This is a genomic window from Marinobacter alexandrii (assembly GCA_039984955.1).
Classification (GTDB): Bacteria; Bacteroidota; Bacteroidia; order Cytophagales; family Cyclobacteriaceae; genus Ekhidna.
Genome location: JBDWTN010000005.1, coordinates 816,473 through 831,789 on the forward strand (window position 1 = coordinate 816,473; position 15,317 = coordinate 831,789).

At 38.4% G+C, this 15,317-nt stretch carries 16 protein-coding genes; 15 read left to right on the forward strand and 1 reads right to left on the reverse strand.

The features are described from left to right. Positions 1-87 precede the first annotated feature (87 nt). The 8 genes from ABJQ32_04080 to ABJQ32_04115 all read left to right on the forward strand — a co-directional run bounded on the left by ABJQ32_04080 (position 88) and on the right by ABJQ32_04115 (position 8,551). A complete protein-coding gene (locus ABJQ32_04080; protein ID MEP5288801.1) occupies positions 88-720 on the forward strand; it encodes a hypothetical protein in 633 nt (210 codons plus the stop codon). A 35-nt stretch (positions 721-755) separates the two neighbouring features. Further along, a complete protein-coding gene (locus ABJQ32_04085) occupies positions 756-1,328 on the forward strand; it encodes a helix-turn-helix domain-containing protein (GenBank protein MEP5288802.1) in 573 nt (190 codons plus the stop codon). Between the two features lie 90 nt (positions 1,329-1,418). Beyond that, the gene (locus ABJQ32_04090) at positions 1,419-3,035 is read left to right on the forward strand and encodes a serine hydrolase domain-containing protein (protein ID MEP5288803.1); all 1,617 of its coding nucleotides are present in this window, start codon (positions 1,419-1,421) and stop codon (positions 3,033-3,035) included. 39 nt (positions 3,036-3,074) lie between these two features. Further along, a complete protein-coding gene (locus ABJQ32_04095) occupies positions 3,075-4,436 on the forward strand; it encodes a M20/M25/M40 family metallo-hydrolase (GenBank protein MEP5288804.1) in 1,362 nt (453 codons plus the stop codon). Positions 4,437-4,462: 26 nt separating this feature from the next. Further along, the gene (locus ABJQ32_04100; protein ID MEP5288805.1) at positions 4,463-5,500 is read left to right on the forward strand and encodes a helix-turn-helix domain-containing protein; all 1,038 of its coding nucleotides are present in this window, start codon (positions 4,463-4,465) and stop codon (positions 5,498-5,500) included. A gap of 134 nt (positions 5,501-5,634) precedes the next feature. Beyond that, positions 5,635-6,390, forward strand: coding sequence for a type 1 glutamine amidotransferase domain-containing protein (locus tag ABJQ32_04105; protein MEP5288806.1), 756 nt, complete (start codon positions 5,635-5,637; stop codon positions 6,388-6,390). Between the two features lie 25 nt (positions 6,391-6,415). Then, complete coding sequence (locus tag ABJQ32_04110; GenBank protein MEP5288807.1) at positions 6,416-8,080, forward strand: serine hydrolase domain-containing protein; 1,665 nt, start codon at positions 6,416-6,418, stop codon at positions 8,078-8,080. A gap of 45 nt (positions 8,081-8,125) precedes the next feature. Next, complete coding sequence (locus ABJQ32_04115; GenBank protein ID MEP5288808.1) at positions 8,126-8,551, forward strand: nuclear transport factor 2 family protein; 426 nt, start codon at positions 8,126-8,128, stop codon at positions 8,549-8,551. Positions 8,552-8,685: 134 nt separating this feature from the next. Here ABJQ32_04115 and ABJQ32_04120 read toward each other — a convergent pair whose 3' ends face one another. Continuing rightward, entirely contained in the window at positions 8,686-8,961 is a 276-nt protein-coding gene (locus ABJQ32_04120) for a hypothetical protein (protein MEP5288809.1), read from the reverse strand. Between the two features lie 123 nt (positions 8,962-9,084). On the opposite strand from ABJQ32_04120, the gene ABJQ32_04125 reads away from it, so the two are divergent. The 7 genes from ABJQ32_04125 (at position 9,085) to ABJQ32_04155 (ending at position 15,303) form a co-directional block, all read left to right on the forward strand. Further along, positions 9,085-9,840: a hypothetical protein gene (locus ABJQ32_04125; protein MEP5288810.1), complete on the forward strand. Its 756-nt coding sequence runs from the start codon at positions 9,085-9,087 to the stop codon at positions 9,838-9,840. A 508-nt stretch (positions 9,841-10,348) separates the two neighbouring features. Continuing rightward, a complete protein-coding gene (locus tag ABJQ32_04130) occupies positions 10,349-11,290 on the forward strand; it encodes an AraC family transcriptional regulator (GenBank protein ID MEP5288811.1) in 942 nt (313 codons plus the stop codon). Between the two features lie 94 nt (positions 11,291-11,384). Further along, positions 11,385-11,975 (forward strand): ester cyclase, encoded by a 591-nt coding sequence (locus ABJQ32_04135; protein MEP5288812.1) that lies wholly within the window; start codon positions 11,385-11,387, stop codon positions 11,973-11,975. Between the two features lie 357 nt (positions 11,976-12,332). After that, complete coding sequence (locus ABJQ32_04140) at positions 12,333-13,268, forward strand: hypothetical protein (protein ID MEP5288813.1); 936 nt, start codon at positions 12,333-12,335, stop codon at positions 13,266-13,268. A gap of 28 nt (positions 13,269-13,296) precedes the next feature. Continuing rightward, positions 13,297-13,875 carry a Crp/Fnr family transcriptional regulator gene (locus ABJQ32_04145; protein MEP5288814.1) on the forward strand — a complete coding sequence of 193 codons (579 nt, stop codon included), beginning with the start codon at positions 13,297-13,299 and terminating at the stop codon, positions 13,873-13,875. A 54-nt stretch (positions 13,876-13,929) separates the two neighbouring features. Beyond that, positions 13,930-14,595 (forward strand): M24 family metallopeptidase, encoded by a 666-nt coding sequence (locus tag ABJQ32_04150; GenBank protein ID MEP5288815.1) that lies wholly within the window; start codon positions 13,930-13,932, stop codon positions 14,593-14,595. Positions 14,596-14,760: 165 nt separating this feature from the next. Further along, entirely contained in the window at positions 14,761-15,303 is a 543-nt protein-coding gene (locus ABJQ32_04155; GenBank protein MEP5288816.1) for a dihydrofolate reductase family protein, read from the forward strand. Positions 15,304-15,317: the final 14 nt, after the last annotated feature.

The window sequence follows — 15,317 nt, forward strand, 5'->3', positions numbered from 1 at the left end:
CATTAATTTTACTTGTCATTTCGACTGAAAGGAGAAATCTTTACCTTTTTTAGAGATTCTTCGCTACGCTCAGAATGACAATTTAAAATGGCAAACCAACACCACATAGATATTTCAATCAAAGCTTCTTATTACTCGCTCAACGAATTGACGGAAAAGACTGAAAGAGTGTGGCTTATTTTTCACGGATATGGTCAGCTTGCTGAGTTTTTCATCAAAAAATTTGAAGACCTTGATCCAGAAAAGAATTTCATCATTGCTCCTCAAGGCCTTTCCAAATACTACCTTGGAGGGGTTTATGGACGCGTTGGTGCTTCATGGATGACCAAGGAAGATCGCTTAAGCGAAATTGATAACCAGTATTCCTACATTGACACTGTGCTCTCTCGGTACGATCTGAGCAAAAAGAAACTCAACTACTTTGGCTTTTCTCAAGGAACTGCCACAATGGGTCGCTATGCTGCCCATGCCCAACAACCTTTCGATCAGATGATCATCTGGGCAGGCACCTTCCCTCCGGACACAAACCCCGAAGATTGGAAATATCTAAAAGGACATGAAGGCATTCACTATTATACCAGCAAGGAGGATATTTATTTTAAAGATGAAATGATTCCCCAACAAAATGAAGTGGTAAAGAAAGCTCTTGGAAGAGCCCCTGAGTTGCATTGGTATGAAGGGGGGCATAGGGTGATACCAACCTTACTTAATTCCATATAATTGCAACACAGTAGAATTAGTTCTGACTATTGACAATGAATGATCTTGATAAACGAGTAAAGGAAGCACGTAAAGCAAAAGGCTTATCCCAGGAAGCCCTCGCTAATCAATCTAATATTTCGTTGCGAACTATTCAGCGTATTGAAAAAGGAGTAATACCGCGGGATTCTACATTAGCCATACTTTGTGAAGTTCTTGGACTTGATTTCAATGATTTCACTAATCAGATCAGTGAAACAATAGAAGGTGAAACACGGACAATCAGACGAATGAACCTTTCCATTATGCTTCTAATGATTGTCCCATTGGCCAGCATTATAATTCCATTACTCATTTGGAAATCAAGTAAAAAACTTAATGAGTTAAACTCTCTTGCTGGCAAGATTGTCAGCTTTCAAATTATATGGACACTAGCTGCTCTCTTCATCTTCTTTCTAGCTGTATTTTCTTCTAACCTCATTACCGGAACTGCAGGGGAAGGACATTATTGGGCCTTTATCACCCTTGCTATATGTATGATATGGAACATTATTTTTGTTGTCTACTCCACTAATGTTCTCAACACTAAACGTACTGACTTTTTAAAGAATACTCCTAATTTTTTCTAGCTTAAGTCAAGTGACATAAGAGTGACGCAATAATGTCATAAGCATCATGGTGCTTGGAAAATACTTTTGTTCCAAACATCAAAATGTAAAATGACTTATAAAATCCACTCTCTCCTATTCCTCCTACTGTTTTCCTATTCTTGTTCCCAATCAATTCAAACACCTGATCAATTGATGGAAGAATATGCCCAAAATGGTAGAAGAAAAATCAACAGTCCATTTACCGGCACAGTGTTAATTGCAAAAAATGGGCAAGTCCAATTTAAGCAAGCTTATGGCTTTAGCGATAGAGAAAATGAGGTACCAAATCAAATAGATACCAAGTTCCCCATTGGTTCGATTACCAAGCAATTCACATCCATGCTGATAATGCAGATGGTAGAGAGTGGGGATATGTCACTAGCGGATACACTTTCAAAACACCTCCCTTATCTTCCGTTAACCTTTTCCAATCAGTTTACCATTCACCAACTCCTCTCCCATACTTCAGGGCTTCCTCACTATGATGGGCTATTCAAAACAGGTGTTAATCAGCACGAGTTCGCCAAAACTGCGTACAGCCCTCAAGATCTTGTGCTTCTGGTCAGCAAAGTATCACTGATCCATGCGCCCGGGGAAACTTATCACTACAGCAGTTTAGGCTACATGCTGTTAGGTGCAGTATTGGAGGAAATTTCAGGGATTTCATATGATTCTTTACTTGAAAATAAAATCACAGATCCACTAGGAATGAAAAACACAGGGTTCGCTTCCAATGAGTTTATTCTGAAAGAAACTGCCAAGGGATATGCTTTCGTCGAAGACGAAACCTTCATGATGCTCTTCAAAAAATACGGAGGAGAATTCGGAAAAGTCTCATTTAGAGATCAATCGAACAAGTACAGTACAGGAGGTATGCACTCTACGGTTGAAGATTTATTTATATGGAGTGAAGCCATTCGAAACAACACATTGCTTGATAAAGCATTCACTAAGAAAATGCTAACTACAAACAAGGAAGGATACTGTTATGGATGGATGAAAAATTGGGATGAATTGATTGAGCGAAACACAACAGTGAAAATGGTCACTCATGGAGGTGCTCTCTTTGGTCATCGATCATCAATCACGCTTTTCGAAGATGGCACCACGATCATTTTTCTAGCCAACGTAAATCCAATTAAGGACACTGAGCTAATACATCAGCTTTACTTAGCGGCTCACCAACTCCCCGACACTTTCAGAATGAAAGGTTATCCAGATAGGAGTTCGCTATCCGGATTCCACGAGGAAGGTGGTATTAGAGCTTTCAATGAATATTTCAACTCTCTTTCCAACCTATCAGGTTATCAGGTCTTACCTTCTGAGAGATCCATTTCACATCTGATGTATCTATATGGCGAAGCAGGGAAACTTGAAATAGTAGACAGCCTTAAACAGGCCTATTATCTTAACTATAATCCAACAGAGTCCGCCATCAATCAAATAGCTTACGGATTTCTTGAAGACAATTGCGATTTGGCGATCGAATTCTTCCATGATAATATTAAAAGATATCCTAACTCTCCAAACGTATGGGATAGCTTAGGTGAAGGACAGCTTGACTGTTCGACCAGAGAAGAAGCCATAACGTCTTTTAAGAGAGCTGTAAAACTTGCACAAGAACAGCAAGATGCATCGCTCAATCTTTATGAGGAAAACTTAGTAAAAGCACAGCAACAAAACTGAAAAACATTTACGCTAAATTCACGCTAAAACCTTTTTAGCATGAAGCGAATTCTTAACTTCCTTTTCTTAGTTCCATGTTTACTTATCGCTCAAGATCATACGGAGAAAATCAAGCAAATTTATGATGAAGCGCTAACCAATGGTCGTGTATATGAAGACCTGCGAGTGCTTTGTAAGGAGATTGGCAATAGGCTCTCTGGATCACCAGAAGCTGCTGCTGCGGTAGAATACACCAAACAACTCATGGAGTCTTACGATTTTGATACGGTTTACCTACAACCTGTAATGGTACCTCATTGGGTAAGGGGGAAGAAAGAAGTGGTTCGTGGAATTAACTCAGATAAACATGGAACATTTGAGATGAATGCTCTAGCGCTTGGTAATTCCGTAGGGACAGGACCAGACGGTGTACTTGCTGACGTGATTGAAGTGAGCGGAATTGATGAGGTGAATGAGCTAGGTAAAAAAATCGAAGGTAAGATTGTATTCTATAACGGAGAAATGGATCCGACCATCATCAATACGTTTGGCGCCTACGGTGGAGCTGTTATTCAGCGATCGTCAGGTGCTTCAGAAGCTGCTAAGTATGGAGCAAAAGCCATCATCATTCGTTCAGTAACAAACCGTCAAGACGATATTCCCCATACGGGTTCGTTGAGATACAAAGCGTTGATCAATCAGATTCCGGCCGTAGCGATTAGCACCAATGATGCAGACCGACTAAGTCAGATTCTAAAAGAGCAAAAACTAAATGTTTATATCGAAACACATTGTCAGCAACTCCCAGATGTGCTTTCATATAATGTCATCGGTGAACTACGAGGTTCAGAATTTCCTGATGAAATCATTGCAGTTGGCGGGCATTTAGACTCTTGGGATGTAGGTGAAGGAGCTCATGACGATGGCAGTGGATGCATGCAAGCAGTTGAAGCCGTCAGGTTATTCAAAGCCTTAAATTTTAAGCCAAAACGTACGCTAAGAGCCGTTATGTGGATGAATGAAGAAAATGGACTCAGAGGTGGAAGAGAATATGCCAGAGTAGCCAAAGAGAAAGGTGAAAATCACATTGCGGCCCTTGAGTCTGATTCGGGTGGTTTTTTACCAATCGGATTTTCTACATCTGGGACCGACGAACAAAAAGCACAAATCAAAAAATGGAGAGACTATTTCCTCCCCTATCGTGTCTGGGACTTTGAACAAAATGGAGGTGGAGCTGACATTGGTCCACTTGGATCTCAAGGAACCCTGCTGATTGGGCTCAGACCAAGTTCACAACGCTACTTCATCTATCACCATACACCAGCTGATGTATTTGAAGCTGTAGATCAACGAGAACTAGAGCTTGGAGCAGCTAGCATGAGTGCAATGATGTATCTATTGGATCAAGAAGGATTAAACTAATTCTTCAAATATCCGTCTTTTGACAAATGGAATTTAGCCGAGAATTATTATTCTTCTTTAGTGCACTTGGCGCCTTTAACGGCCTAGTTATAGGCCTCTACTTCCTGTTTTTTGCTAAACCAAAACATCGGTCTAACTACTTTTTGGGGATATTACTACTAGCTCTTAGTATTCGAATTGGGAAATCTGTTTTTCTTTACTTTAATGACTACCACCTTTCCGGTGTTTACCTACAATTTGGAATGTCAGCCTGTCTCTTCATAGGGCCATCCATCTACTTTTATTTAAAATCTGTAGTTCATCCTGATAAACACTTAAACTGGAAGTTTCATTATTTCCCCCTACTGATTATTATTCTAACAGTAGATATCCTCTTTCCCTGGGATTCCTACCCACATTTGTGGCGAGATTTTTTTAATACCATCTATTTCATATGGCTTGTATACCTCCTTGCATCAGCATTTGTGATCAAAAGATCTCTAGCTAATCTTTTCCGAAGATCAACGAAGATTTCTGCGATGGAAGTTTGGATTGTTAGCATCTATTTAGGGAACCTCCTCATTTGGATTGCTTACAACACAGTAAGTTATACCTCCTACATTGTTGGAGCTTTATCCTTCTCATTCATCTTCTACATTTTAATCCTACTTTTAATTTTTACTCGAAAAAAAGATCCTGGATTTCTAAACAAACATGTTAAGTATGGGAACAAGAAGATTGATGATGATGAAGCTAGCAAGCTTCACCAACAACTGAATAAACTAATGAAAAGTGAAAGACTCTTCAAAGATGCAAATCTTAAAATGTCTGATGTCGCTCAAAAGCTGAATGTGCTTCCACACTATCTATCGCAGTTCATCAATGATAACCTGGAAAAGAACTTTACTATCTTTCTCAACGAATACCGAATAGAAGAAGCTAAAAAACTGATCCAACATAGCTCTCATCTTAAACTTGAATCCATTGGTTATGAATGTGGATTCAATTCGAAATCCACTTTTTACACTGCTTTTAAGAAAATTGCCGGCACCACTCCAGCAAAGTTCAAAGAAGAGCTATCCTAATTAGACTTTTCTGTCATTCTGAAATGAATTCAGAATGACTCTAAACTTGGTCCTAATTTATAAATCCGTATTCCTGACTTATAAAACCGAGTAAATAGTACATCGGTGAATACTATTCTTGTCTGTAAAAAGATATGAAAACGTATCCGTTTATTCTAGTATTGGCATTGCTATGTTCATGCTCTCTAAAACCTGTAGAGCAATCTGGAGGGAAGATTCTTTTTGTTGTTTCCAATGCTCATTATTATGGGGATTCCGATATCAACACAGCCAATCATTTTGCTGAGATCGTTTTCGCCTATGACGTCTTTAAGAAAGAAGGCTACACGATAGACTTCATAAGTCCTCAAGGTGGTGCTATCCCAATCGGATACATCTATTCAGACACTTTACTCAAAAAATACCTCTACGATGGAGCATTCATGGACATGCTTGAGTACACCAGGAAACCCACCGAGGTAGACCCAAATGACTATGCCGCCATTTTCTATGCCGGAGGTGGAAGCGCCATGTTTGGTGTTCCATTTGACGATTCTATTCAAAAAATAGCTACTGATATCTACAAAAGAGAAGATGGAATTGTATCAGCTGTGTGTCATGGCACGGCAGGCATTGCAAACATCAAGAATGATGATGGTACTTTTCTAGTTGCAGGAAAAAAAGTAAACGGATTCCCTGATCTCTTCGAAAACAAAGAAGGTGCTTACTTCCAAGAATTTCCATTTTCTATTGAAAAGCAAATACAAAAAAATGGAGGCATTTTCAACTACTCTTCAGAAGGATGGGACGGCTATCTAGAAGTAGACGGAAAACTCATCACTGGACAAGATCCATCCTCCTCCGCATTAGTCGCTCAAGCTGTTGTTGACAGGCTTAAAAAGCAATCATAAAATTCAAAAACTAAAGATAATCTCAATGAAAAAACTATTCATATTTCTATTTATATGTCTCATTCAAGTCAGTATAGCACAGACTACTGAAGACATAGATGAACTTTACGCAGGCTTTGATAGCAATCATCCTGCAGTTGCGGCCGTCGTGCTCCACAAAGGAGAAATCATTTACCAAAAAGCTTATGGTAGCGTCAATTTGGATCATAAAATCCCCGCAACGATTGACACCAAATTTCAGCTAGGAGGCTTATCAAAGCATTTCGTTGCTTACGCCACGTTCCTACTGGAAGAAAGAGGCATCATTTCTTTGGATGATGACATTCGAAAGTATGTAAGCGACTTGCCTAGATATGATGATAAAATCACCATTAGTCACTTGCTATCTCAAACAAGTGGCTTTCCAGATTTTTGGACAATGAAAAACATAGCTGGCTGGCATAGGGATGATGTCTTCACCCAAGCTCATGCGATGGATATGATTAAACAGATGAGGCCTGCATTTAAACCAGGCGAAGACTACATCTATTCAAATACCAATCAACTGCTGCTAGCAGAGATTATAGCCAGCGCATCAGGAAAATCATTCAGTGAGTTCTTAAATGAGGAACTATTCCAACCACTTGACATGACGAACACGGTAGTGCTGGACGACTTTGAGCAATACATCCCCAATGTGGCCGCTTCTTATGAGCCCACGGAGAGCGGATTTAAGCGAAGTGCATTGAATTACGGAATAGTAGGTCCAACCAATGTGTATTCATCCGTTTCAGATCTTGCTAAATGGGAGTTGAATCTCCGAAATCCAAAAATAGGAAGTAAGAAAATGATCGAGAGGCTTTATGCCGATTGCAACATGAACAGCGGAGAAACAATGGATCCTCTTTTTGGCAGACTCACGTTTGCCCAACAGCTCTACCATTTGGAAAGAGGCATTCCAAACTACTATCAAACCGGCACTTTGGGCGGATATGCCAGTTCTATTTTTAAGTTTATTGATAGTGAGTTTACGACGATTGTTCTCAGCTCTGGCATGCCCTACAGTGGCTATCTAGGTATGCAGACTGCTTACTTATACTTAGAAGATGAATTTGTAACACCAGGAAACATTGACTATGCCAATTTGAAAACAAAGAAGCTTTCATCTTCCCAGCTTGAGCGCCACACTGGAACCTATTGGAATGAAAAAAGCGGGTACTCTAGATCCATTGCACTCAAGGATGATACGCTTAGATATGTGAGAGGAGAAAACAATGAAAGTACTTTGTTGCCACTGAGCAAAGATGAATTTCAAATGATCAGTTTTGGTGATGAGAAAATAACTGTTCGTTTTAGTGGTACTGGAGTCGATAAAACCATGTCCCTAACTATCGGTGAAAGTGCTTCAGTATACGGAATGCGAGTCGCTCCATTTGCCTATAACTCAGAGGACCTGAAGGCCTTCACCGGAACATACTATTGCAAACCATTGAGTACCGTTTATGAATTCACCGTAGAGGGTGGAAGACTGACAGCCAAAAACTTGAGAGCAGGGACGATCACTTTTAACCCTATAAAAGAAGGACTTTTTGAAAGTGATCAATGGTTCTTTGGAGGCATTCAGTTTGAAGAAAATGAATCCAGAATCGAAGGGTTCACGCTATCATTGGAGGAGGTTCCATCCTTGTGGTTCAAGAAGGTCTCAAGCTGATAATAATCAATTACTCAAATGACTAATTATAAAACAAAACTCAACATGAAAACGATTAAAACAATACTCATATCCTCTATCCTATTGATTGGATGGAATGCCAACGCTCAAAGTGGTAAATCAGAAAAAGAGCAAATCACAGAAACATTAATGCACTATATCGAGGGCACTGCCAATGGCGAACCTGATCGTCTTAGGAAAGCCTTCCATGCAGATTTCAATTTATATACAGTGACTTCAGATAAAACCTTGCGAATACGCTCTGGTGAAAAATATATCTCAGCTGTAAGAGAAGGTCAAAAGGTGAATCGTGTAGGAAGGATTATCTCGATTGATTATGAAAAGGATGCAGCCATGGCAAAAGCAGAAATCATTTTTCCAGACAAGAGAATTTTCACAGATTATTTCTTGCTTTTAAAGTATGAAGGTTCCTGGAAGATCGTTCACAAGAGCTATACCTGGAGAAAGTAATCTGACTGATTGTAAATAGTTATTGATCTAATCGATCAATTAAAAGAGTGTGCGTTTAATCTGCTTATTTGGAGGTAAACGCACACTGTGTTTAATTTGGAAAGGTGGATAAACAACATTAATGTTGGCCGCAATTACTCCCTAAACATGATTCGTCTTTTAAGTATAACGATCTCCTTGCTAGCAATTACTCTTTTCTTATCTGGCTTATCATCGGCATATACAGGTGAACTGTGGGCTGGACAATATATGGCTATAATGATCATCTTGATAACCATAATACCAGCAACAATTATCATTCTCCTTAGTGAACTTTTTATTTGGATTAAGGAGAGCAAGAGGAAACCTATCATGCTAACTAGGGTTATGCTAACAATTGTCTTAGCTTCTTCAACTGTTGTCTTTGTCATACAGTACTTTCGAACTGGAAGAGTAGATATTGAGGATCAAATTTGGATTCCAATTGCTCTGGTGGTTTTTTCAATCATTGAACCTCAAATCGAAAAAAAGATTCGAACAATTTAGATTGAAGAATGCAACCTCTTAGAAGACCTCAAAAAGAAAAGGAATGGATGCTTTTCCAACGACTAAATGAACTCCTTAATTTACGCGCATCCAATATTTCACAGCCTAAGCCTCCACAACCTGACATTCTTGCAACCATAAATAACAAACACGTTGGTATTGAAATATCAGAACTCTATTCTGATAATCGCGAACAAAGCAAAGGGTCAAGACTGGCCAGAAATCAATCAATTCGTGAAAAAGTACTAGAGCTTGCGATCAGAAGAGTTGAACAGACAATAGACTTCCATTTTGAACTACATGTATCATTTGATCGTAACGAGATTCTAGACAGTGAAATTCAACCTCTATCTATTGAAATTGCTAAAATCATTATTTCGAAATTGTCTAACGTAACCTCTACTGATGAATGGATTATCATCAAACATGACAACTTAAATTACAATATTAATCTTAGCAGGATATATATTTATGTAAGTAACAAACTCAGTAGACATTACTACAGCCCTGTTGCTGCAGGCCAGGTTCCGCATCTATCTGAACAAAATATAAAGACAGCCATCGCTAACAAAGAACCTAAGATCTCAAAGTACTCTGAACATTGTGATGAAGTATGGTTGTTACTCGTTGAACTTGGTGGAATAGCTTCCGCATTTGATAACGTTACAGAAGCAACTCGAACTATGTACCAATCTGAATTCAATAGAATTTGCTTACTCAGATCATTTTATGATGAAGTTCTAGAAATAAAAACATGCGACTAACAATCGCTAAAGTTGCATATGCCAACCTGCTTCTAGTCTACTTCCATGCAAATCCGACCGCTAATCTGCGCCTTCTAAAAGCGGCTGTTTTTTCTGAAAATTCTGTGGTTCTGGGCTTTCACTTTCTAAACGCAGCGGTTTTCTGAGACTTTTTGTGGGTATGGCGCAGATCAGCTAGTTTAGTACTATCAGCAAGTGTGGACATACGCACTTTAGCTGAGTTAGCAAGAATCACGTATTACACGCTACAAAGAAACTTAGCTTTGAATGGATCAAGCACTAGGAATTTTTTTGGTCAATATAGTGAAATACAGCAAAATATCTGGATGACATAAAAAAGCAGCCGGAACAAACTATCCTCCCCATATTAGCGAAATAAAGTGTGCGCAAGAATGAATTGCAAAGGCAAGAAGAGTAACAGTACTTTCGTTTATATCTTTAGGTACGAATACTCTCTTACTTGTACATGCCTCGAGTTATTAAGTCGTAATTAGATAAAATCAACCATTTGAATGTCCAACTAAATATTACTCAAAATTTAAAAGACCAGTTTGAGCACTATTTCAAACTAAAAGAACGTAATGGAGAGTATTTTCTGGATTCTGCAATAGGTGGTGGTCAGAGCATGGAGTTTTTGAATTTTCCAGGACAAATGGAATTTTATCATTTCAAAAAGTCTTATTTCAAAATTCCAATCTTTATGAAATCCATCAATCCTATCGACACGGATTGGTTTCTTATTCACATTAATCTTTCGAAGACAAAACAAGAGAAAAAGGTATTGGATAAATCCATTGATTTTCAAAAACACTTGCCCATGGGACTACTGCTCTATGGGCCAGGATTGGAAATAGAAACTCAACTTCCTCCAAATGTAGAAATGGAATTAGCTTCCATTCATTTCCATCGTTCCTTTCTTGATACTTATTTTGAAAACTGGAAAGAATACATAGACACAACTAAAAATCTAGTGTATGAAGATTTAGACTACAAGCTCGAAAACGCATTGTACTCAGCCCTATCTACCATTCGAAATAAAATCCAGTGTCATGCTCATGTACTCTATTTCATGCATCTCTTTTTTGAAAAAATACGAATGCATTCCTCGGCAGCACATCACGAAAGATTACACTCGGAGGACTTGAAAAATCTATTCATCGCATCCGCTCATTTGAGAAATCCAATCGCCACAACTACGCCTTCGCTCAATGAACTTGCTTCTATTGCGAACATGGGAATGACCAAATTTAAAACCTCCTTTAAGCAACTATTTGGTAGTGCTCCGATTCAGTATCGAAACAAAATAAGGATGGAATTTGCTAGAGAAAAAATAATGACCGAGGGGAAAACGCCTACTGAAATAAGCTATGAATTGGGATACTCACATCCATCCAACTTTACAACTGCTTACAAAAAACACTTTGGTGAGTTACCTTCTACACAGAACTAATACTTTCGTCTTTCGAAACTATTGAAACGGCTTTTTGCATTAATCATCGCGCAATCAAATGTTCTAAGTTGCTTCGAACTAAAGCAGCAAAAAGATGAAACGCGCATATTCATTTGTAATAATTGGACTGACAGTCTTGAGTTCGTTCGCTCAAAAAGAAGGTATAAGTCAGAAAAAGCAAACTGAAATCAATAAAGAAATAGCAAGGAATTTCTATCAAGATTTATGGTTTACCGACAATACCGACAACTACTCAAAATATGTCGCTAACCAATATGTTGTCCATGATATTGGGGACAGAAAAAATGTTACAGAACTCGCTATAGAGCAAAAGAATATAGCCGATTTTTTTTGGGAAAATGGGGAATTTGAATCTAAAATTGATTACCAAATTGCAGAAGGTGATTTGGTTGCCACCCGATGGACAGGTTCTTTTAAAGGAAATACATTGTTTGGAAGAATCGCTTTAGAAACAAAACATCCTATAAGCATTATCAATGTATTCAGAATCAAGGATGGTAAAATTGTTGAGTTTTGGAATCACCGCCATGATATCGATACGCCGCAAACATTAAAGTTCACCATTCAGGGATTGATTGTTGGTTTGATCTTAGCCTTCATACCAACTGTTGTAGCGCTGAGGCTTAGGAGAAAGCTAAGGCTGCTACTTAGCAAAGGAATATAGCAGTGCTAAAGATTGTCCCATTTCAACTCGACTAGAGAAATTCAGAATCTGGAAGGGAAAGGAATTACATTGCTAACAAAGGATGATGGCATATGGCCTTACTTAGTTATCTAACAGAGCCAGTTGAACATGCCGATTATCCGCCACCAAGAAAGTGATGTGCTTTCTATAAAGTTAGGAGCGGGGGATTTTTGGTCTGTATGGCGCAGGTGCCGATTTGATACTCCGCCTGAATGAATTCATTTGGGTAGTTTTGAATGCACCGGCAGACTTCATTATTTTAGTGCTTTCCATTAAGTGAGAGCACGCGTCTCAAACATAGACGTTATGTGCAATTCACATCAAAAATTAAAAATAATGAAAAGAACAGTACTAGCACTTCTTGGGACACTAGTTGTTATAAATCTAACAATAGCACAAGCTTTAACAGATACGGGCAGCAAAGTAGGCATAGGAACAACTACACCGTCTGAAATCCTGCATATTGAAAAATCAGGAAACACATTTTTGAAATTGGTGAATAGTAGTAGTAATGGATCAACAGTAAATTTTGGTCCGGTATCCTCTAACGGATATAAAGAAACACAAATACAATTCGAAAACGAGTTTGGTTTATATGATCATGCTCAATCTAAGTGGAGGTTCAAGATTCAAGATGATGGCAGTATCGGCATAGGAACTCATAACCCAAGAAGCCCCATTGATATCAGAGTTTCCGCAATGAGCGGTGTGTTTGCTACATTTTTAAGTGAAGCTGGAATTTCAGATGGAGCGGAACTTCATAGATGGACAATCAGAACTGGAAGGAATTATGACTATCCAAATAGAACATTAGACTTTGGAATGGTATCAGATGGTTACGGAACTAACCCAGCATTTTATGTTGCACCAAAGGGAGTAGAAGTTTTCAGAATAACAGAGTCTGGTAAAGTTGGCATAGGAACTACAGACTTTAGCGGTGATCACAAACTCAGAGTTGAAGGTTCAATTGGAGCAAGAGAAATCAAGGTAGAAGCCAGTGGCTGGTCAGATTTTGTTTTTGAAAAAGATTATGAACTTCTAACTCTTGAAGAAGTCGAAGAACACATTGTCGAGAAAGGCTATCTTCCTGAAATCCCAAGTGAAGCAGAAGTCAACGAGAATGGTATCAACTTGGGACAGATGAACGCCAAACTGCTTCAAAAGATTGAGGAATTAACACTCTATATGATTGATATGAACAAGAGAATGAACCAACTTGAAACCGAAAATTCAGAACTAAAAGAGAAAGTCCAACACCTTAAAAATCAATAATATGATCATAAAAGGAACATCGCTTTGAATGGATCAAACACTTAGGAATTTTTTTGGTCAATATGGTGAAGTACAGCACAAAGATCTGAATGCCATAAAGACCTTTGCCAGTGAAAAAGCCATCAAGAAAGGTTCGTTTCTTCTAAGAGAAGGAGCTATATGCAAAAATTTCTACCTGGTGATTTCTGGATCGTTTAGACTCTACTATCTCAAAGACGGGCTAGATACCTCTGTCTGGTTTTCATTTAAAAACAATTCTTCCATTGAGCTATACAGCTACATAAGTGAAAGCACTTCTGAATATTTTATAGAGTGTATAGAAGAGGCTGATGTTATAATTATTCCCAAAAGAGATATTGACACACTATGTAGGACAAACTCAATTATAGATACTCTTTTTAAGTTCTTTTGGCAAGATGTAGTCCAAAACCTAATAAATCGGTTAACCAACCTTCAAAAGTATTCTGCTGAAGAACGTTACTTAAAATTGATTGAAGATACAGACTATCTGAACAGGGTTCCTCAAAAATATATCGCCTCTTATATTGGGGTAACAACTACCTCATTGAGCAGAATCAAGAGAAACGTTAGAACGAAGTTGTCTTAGGACATTTTTTCGAACCCTTAATTGATCAACTTTTGAATAAATCAAAAACCTGACATGAGTAAAGAAAATCTAAAAAAAGCAGAGGAAATCGCCCTTAGCCTATTTAACGAAATTGAAAAACAGGGGCTTATAAAGCCAGGAAAAACGGAAGAACAGCTAAACGACGAGGTTTACACATTGTCTCATGATTTATTAGGGACAAGAAAGCATTGGCACAAACGCATCGTAAGAAGTGGAAAAAATACCTTGCTTCCATATCAGGAAGATCCACCTAATCTTATCATTCAGGGTGACGACATTCTTTTCTTCGATTTCGGGCCAATTTTAGATAATTGGGAAGCCGACTTGGGAAGAACTTACGTCATAGGAAGTGATCCCTTGAAACTCAAGCTTAAGTCTGATATTGAAACGTGCTGGTATACTGCTAAAAAATGGTTCGAAACGAAAGAGAATTGTACTGGTGCTGAACTTTTTAATTACGTCTTAGGGCTCGCAAACAATTGTGGTTGGGAATTTGGAGGTGAAATTGCAGGTCACATTATTGGCGAATTTCCTCACGAAAAACTTGATCCAAATACCTATGACCTATACGTCCACCCTGAGAATAGTATGAGTATGAAAGAGGAAATTCGTGGTAAAAGGAGAGAATGGATATTGGAAATTCATTTCGTAGATCGGGAAAAGGAAATTGGTGGGTTTTTCGAACAATTATTAACCTAGAATATCGCTAAATAGCTCAACTAATCTTACTTGCAAAGGCTAGTGCGATCAAATACTTTTATTGAAATTTGAGAAGTTCAGTTTACCAATAGCAAGGTATCTTATGTATATCCTGAAAGACAATGGATTGGTAGGTAAAAGTCGTAACCTAAAAAGAGTGAATCAATGGAAAAGAAGAATAGCGTATATATTGCAACAAGCCTGGATGGACGTATAGCCGATCGAAACGATGGAATCGCCTGGTTAGATGCCATTCCGATTCCTGAAGGTAAAGACATGGGCTATTATGCTTTTACCAATAATATCGATGCGCTTTTAATGGGACGAAATACATTTGAGACAGTACTCGGATTTGATGTTGAGTGGCCCTATGAAAAGCCCGTTTTTGTTTTAAGTAATTCGCTGAAAGAAATACCTGAAAGCCACCAAGGTAAAGCTTTCCTTGTTAGTGGCACACTATCAGAAGTTCTTGACCATATTCACAAAAAAGGACACCTTAGACTATACATTGATGGCGGCAGTACCATTCAAAGTTTCCTAAAAGAAGATCTCATTGATGAAATGATCATTACCACTTTTCCTATTATTTTAGGTGGAGGTCCTTCCCTATTTTCAGAACTTCCAATGGAATTGAAATTTGACCTTATTGAATCAAAAGTCTATTTCGATCAGCTCGTACAGAATCACTTTATCCGCAAGCAGAATTAAACTGAAATCAAGCT

Excerpts from the sequence above, each read along its gene's own strand:
- ABJQ32_04080 (MEP5288801.1), top strand. The coding sequence starts at position 88 with ATGGCAAACCAACACCACATAGATATTTCAATCAAAGCTTCTTATTAC.
- ABJQ32_04085 (MEP5288802.1), top strand. The coding sequence starts at position 756 with ATGAATGATCTTGATAAACGAGTAAAGGAAGCACGTAAAGCAAAAGGC.
- ABJQ32_04090 (MEP5288803.1), top strand. The coding sequence starts at position 1,419 with ATGACTTATAAAATCCACTCTCTCCTATTCCTCCTACTGTTTTCCTAT.
- ABJQ32_04095 (MEP5288804.1), top strand. The coding sequence starts at position 3,075 with ATGAAGCGAATTCTTAACTTCCTTTTCTTAGTTCCATGTTTACTTATC.
- ABJQ32_04100 (MEP5288805.1), top strand. The coding sequence starts at position 4,463 with ATGGAATTTAGCCGAGAATTATTATTCTTCTTTAGTGCACTTGGCGCC.
- ABJQ32_04105 (MEP5288806.1), top strand. The coding sequence starts at position 5,635 with ATGAAAACGTATCCGTTTATTCTAGTATTGGCATTGCTATGTTCATGC.
- ABJQ32_04110 (MEP5288807.1), top strand. The coding sequence starts at position 6,416 with ATGAAAAAACTATTCATATTTCTATTTATATGTCTCATTCAAGTCAGT.
- ABJQ32_04115 (MEP5288808.1), top strand. The coding sequence starts at position 8,126 with ATGAAAACGATTAAAACAATACTCATATCCTCTATCCTATTGATTGGA.
- ABJQ32_04120 (MEP5288809.1), bottom strand. The coding sequence starts at position 8,961 with ATGACAAAGACAACAGTTGAAGAAGCTAAGACAATTGTTAGCATAACC.
- ABJQ32_04125 (MEP5288810.1), top strand. The coding sequence starts at position 9,085 with ATGCAACCTCTTAGAAGACCTCAAAAAGAAAAGGAATGGATGCTTTTC.
- ABJQ32_04135 (MEP5288812.1), top strand. The coding sequence starts at position 11,385 with ATGAAACGCGCATATTCATTTGTAATAATTGGACTGACAGTCTTGAGT.
- ABJQ32_04140 (MEP5288813.1), top strand. The coding sequence starts at position 12,333 with ATGAAAAGAACAGTACTAGCACTTCTTGGGACACTAGTTGTTATAAAT.
- ABJQ32_04145 (MEP5288814.1), top strand. The coding sequence starts at position 13,297 with ATGGATCAAACACTTAGGAATTTTTTTGGTCAATATGGTGAAGTACAG.
- ABJQ32_04150 (MEP5288815.1), top strand. The coding sequence starts at position 13,930 with ATGAGTAAAGAAAATCTAAAAAAAGCAGAGGAAATCGCCCTTAGCCTA.
- ABJQ32_04155 (MEP5288816.1), top strand. The coding sequence starts at position 14,761 with ATGGAAAAGAAGAATAGCGTATATATTGCAACAAGCCTGGATGGACGT.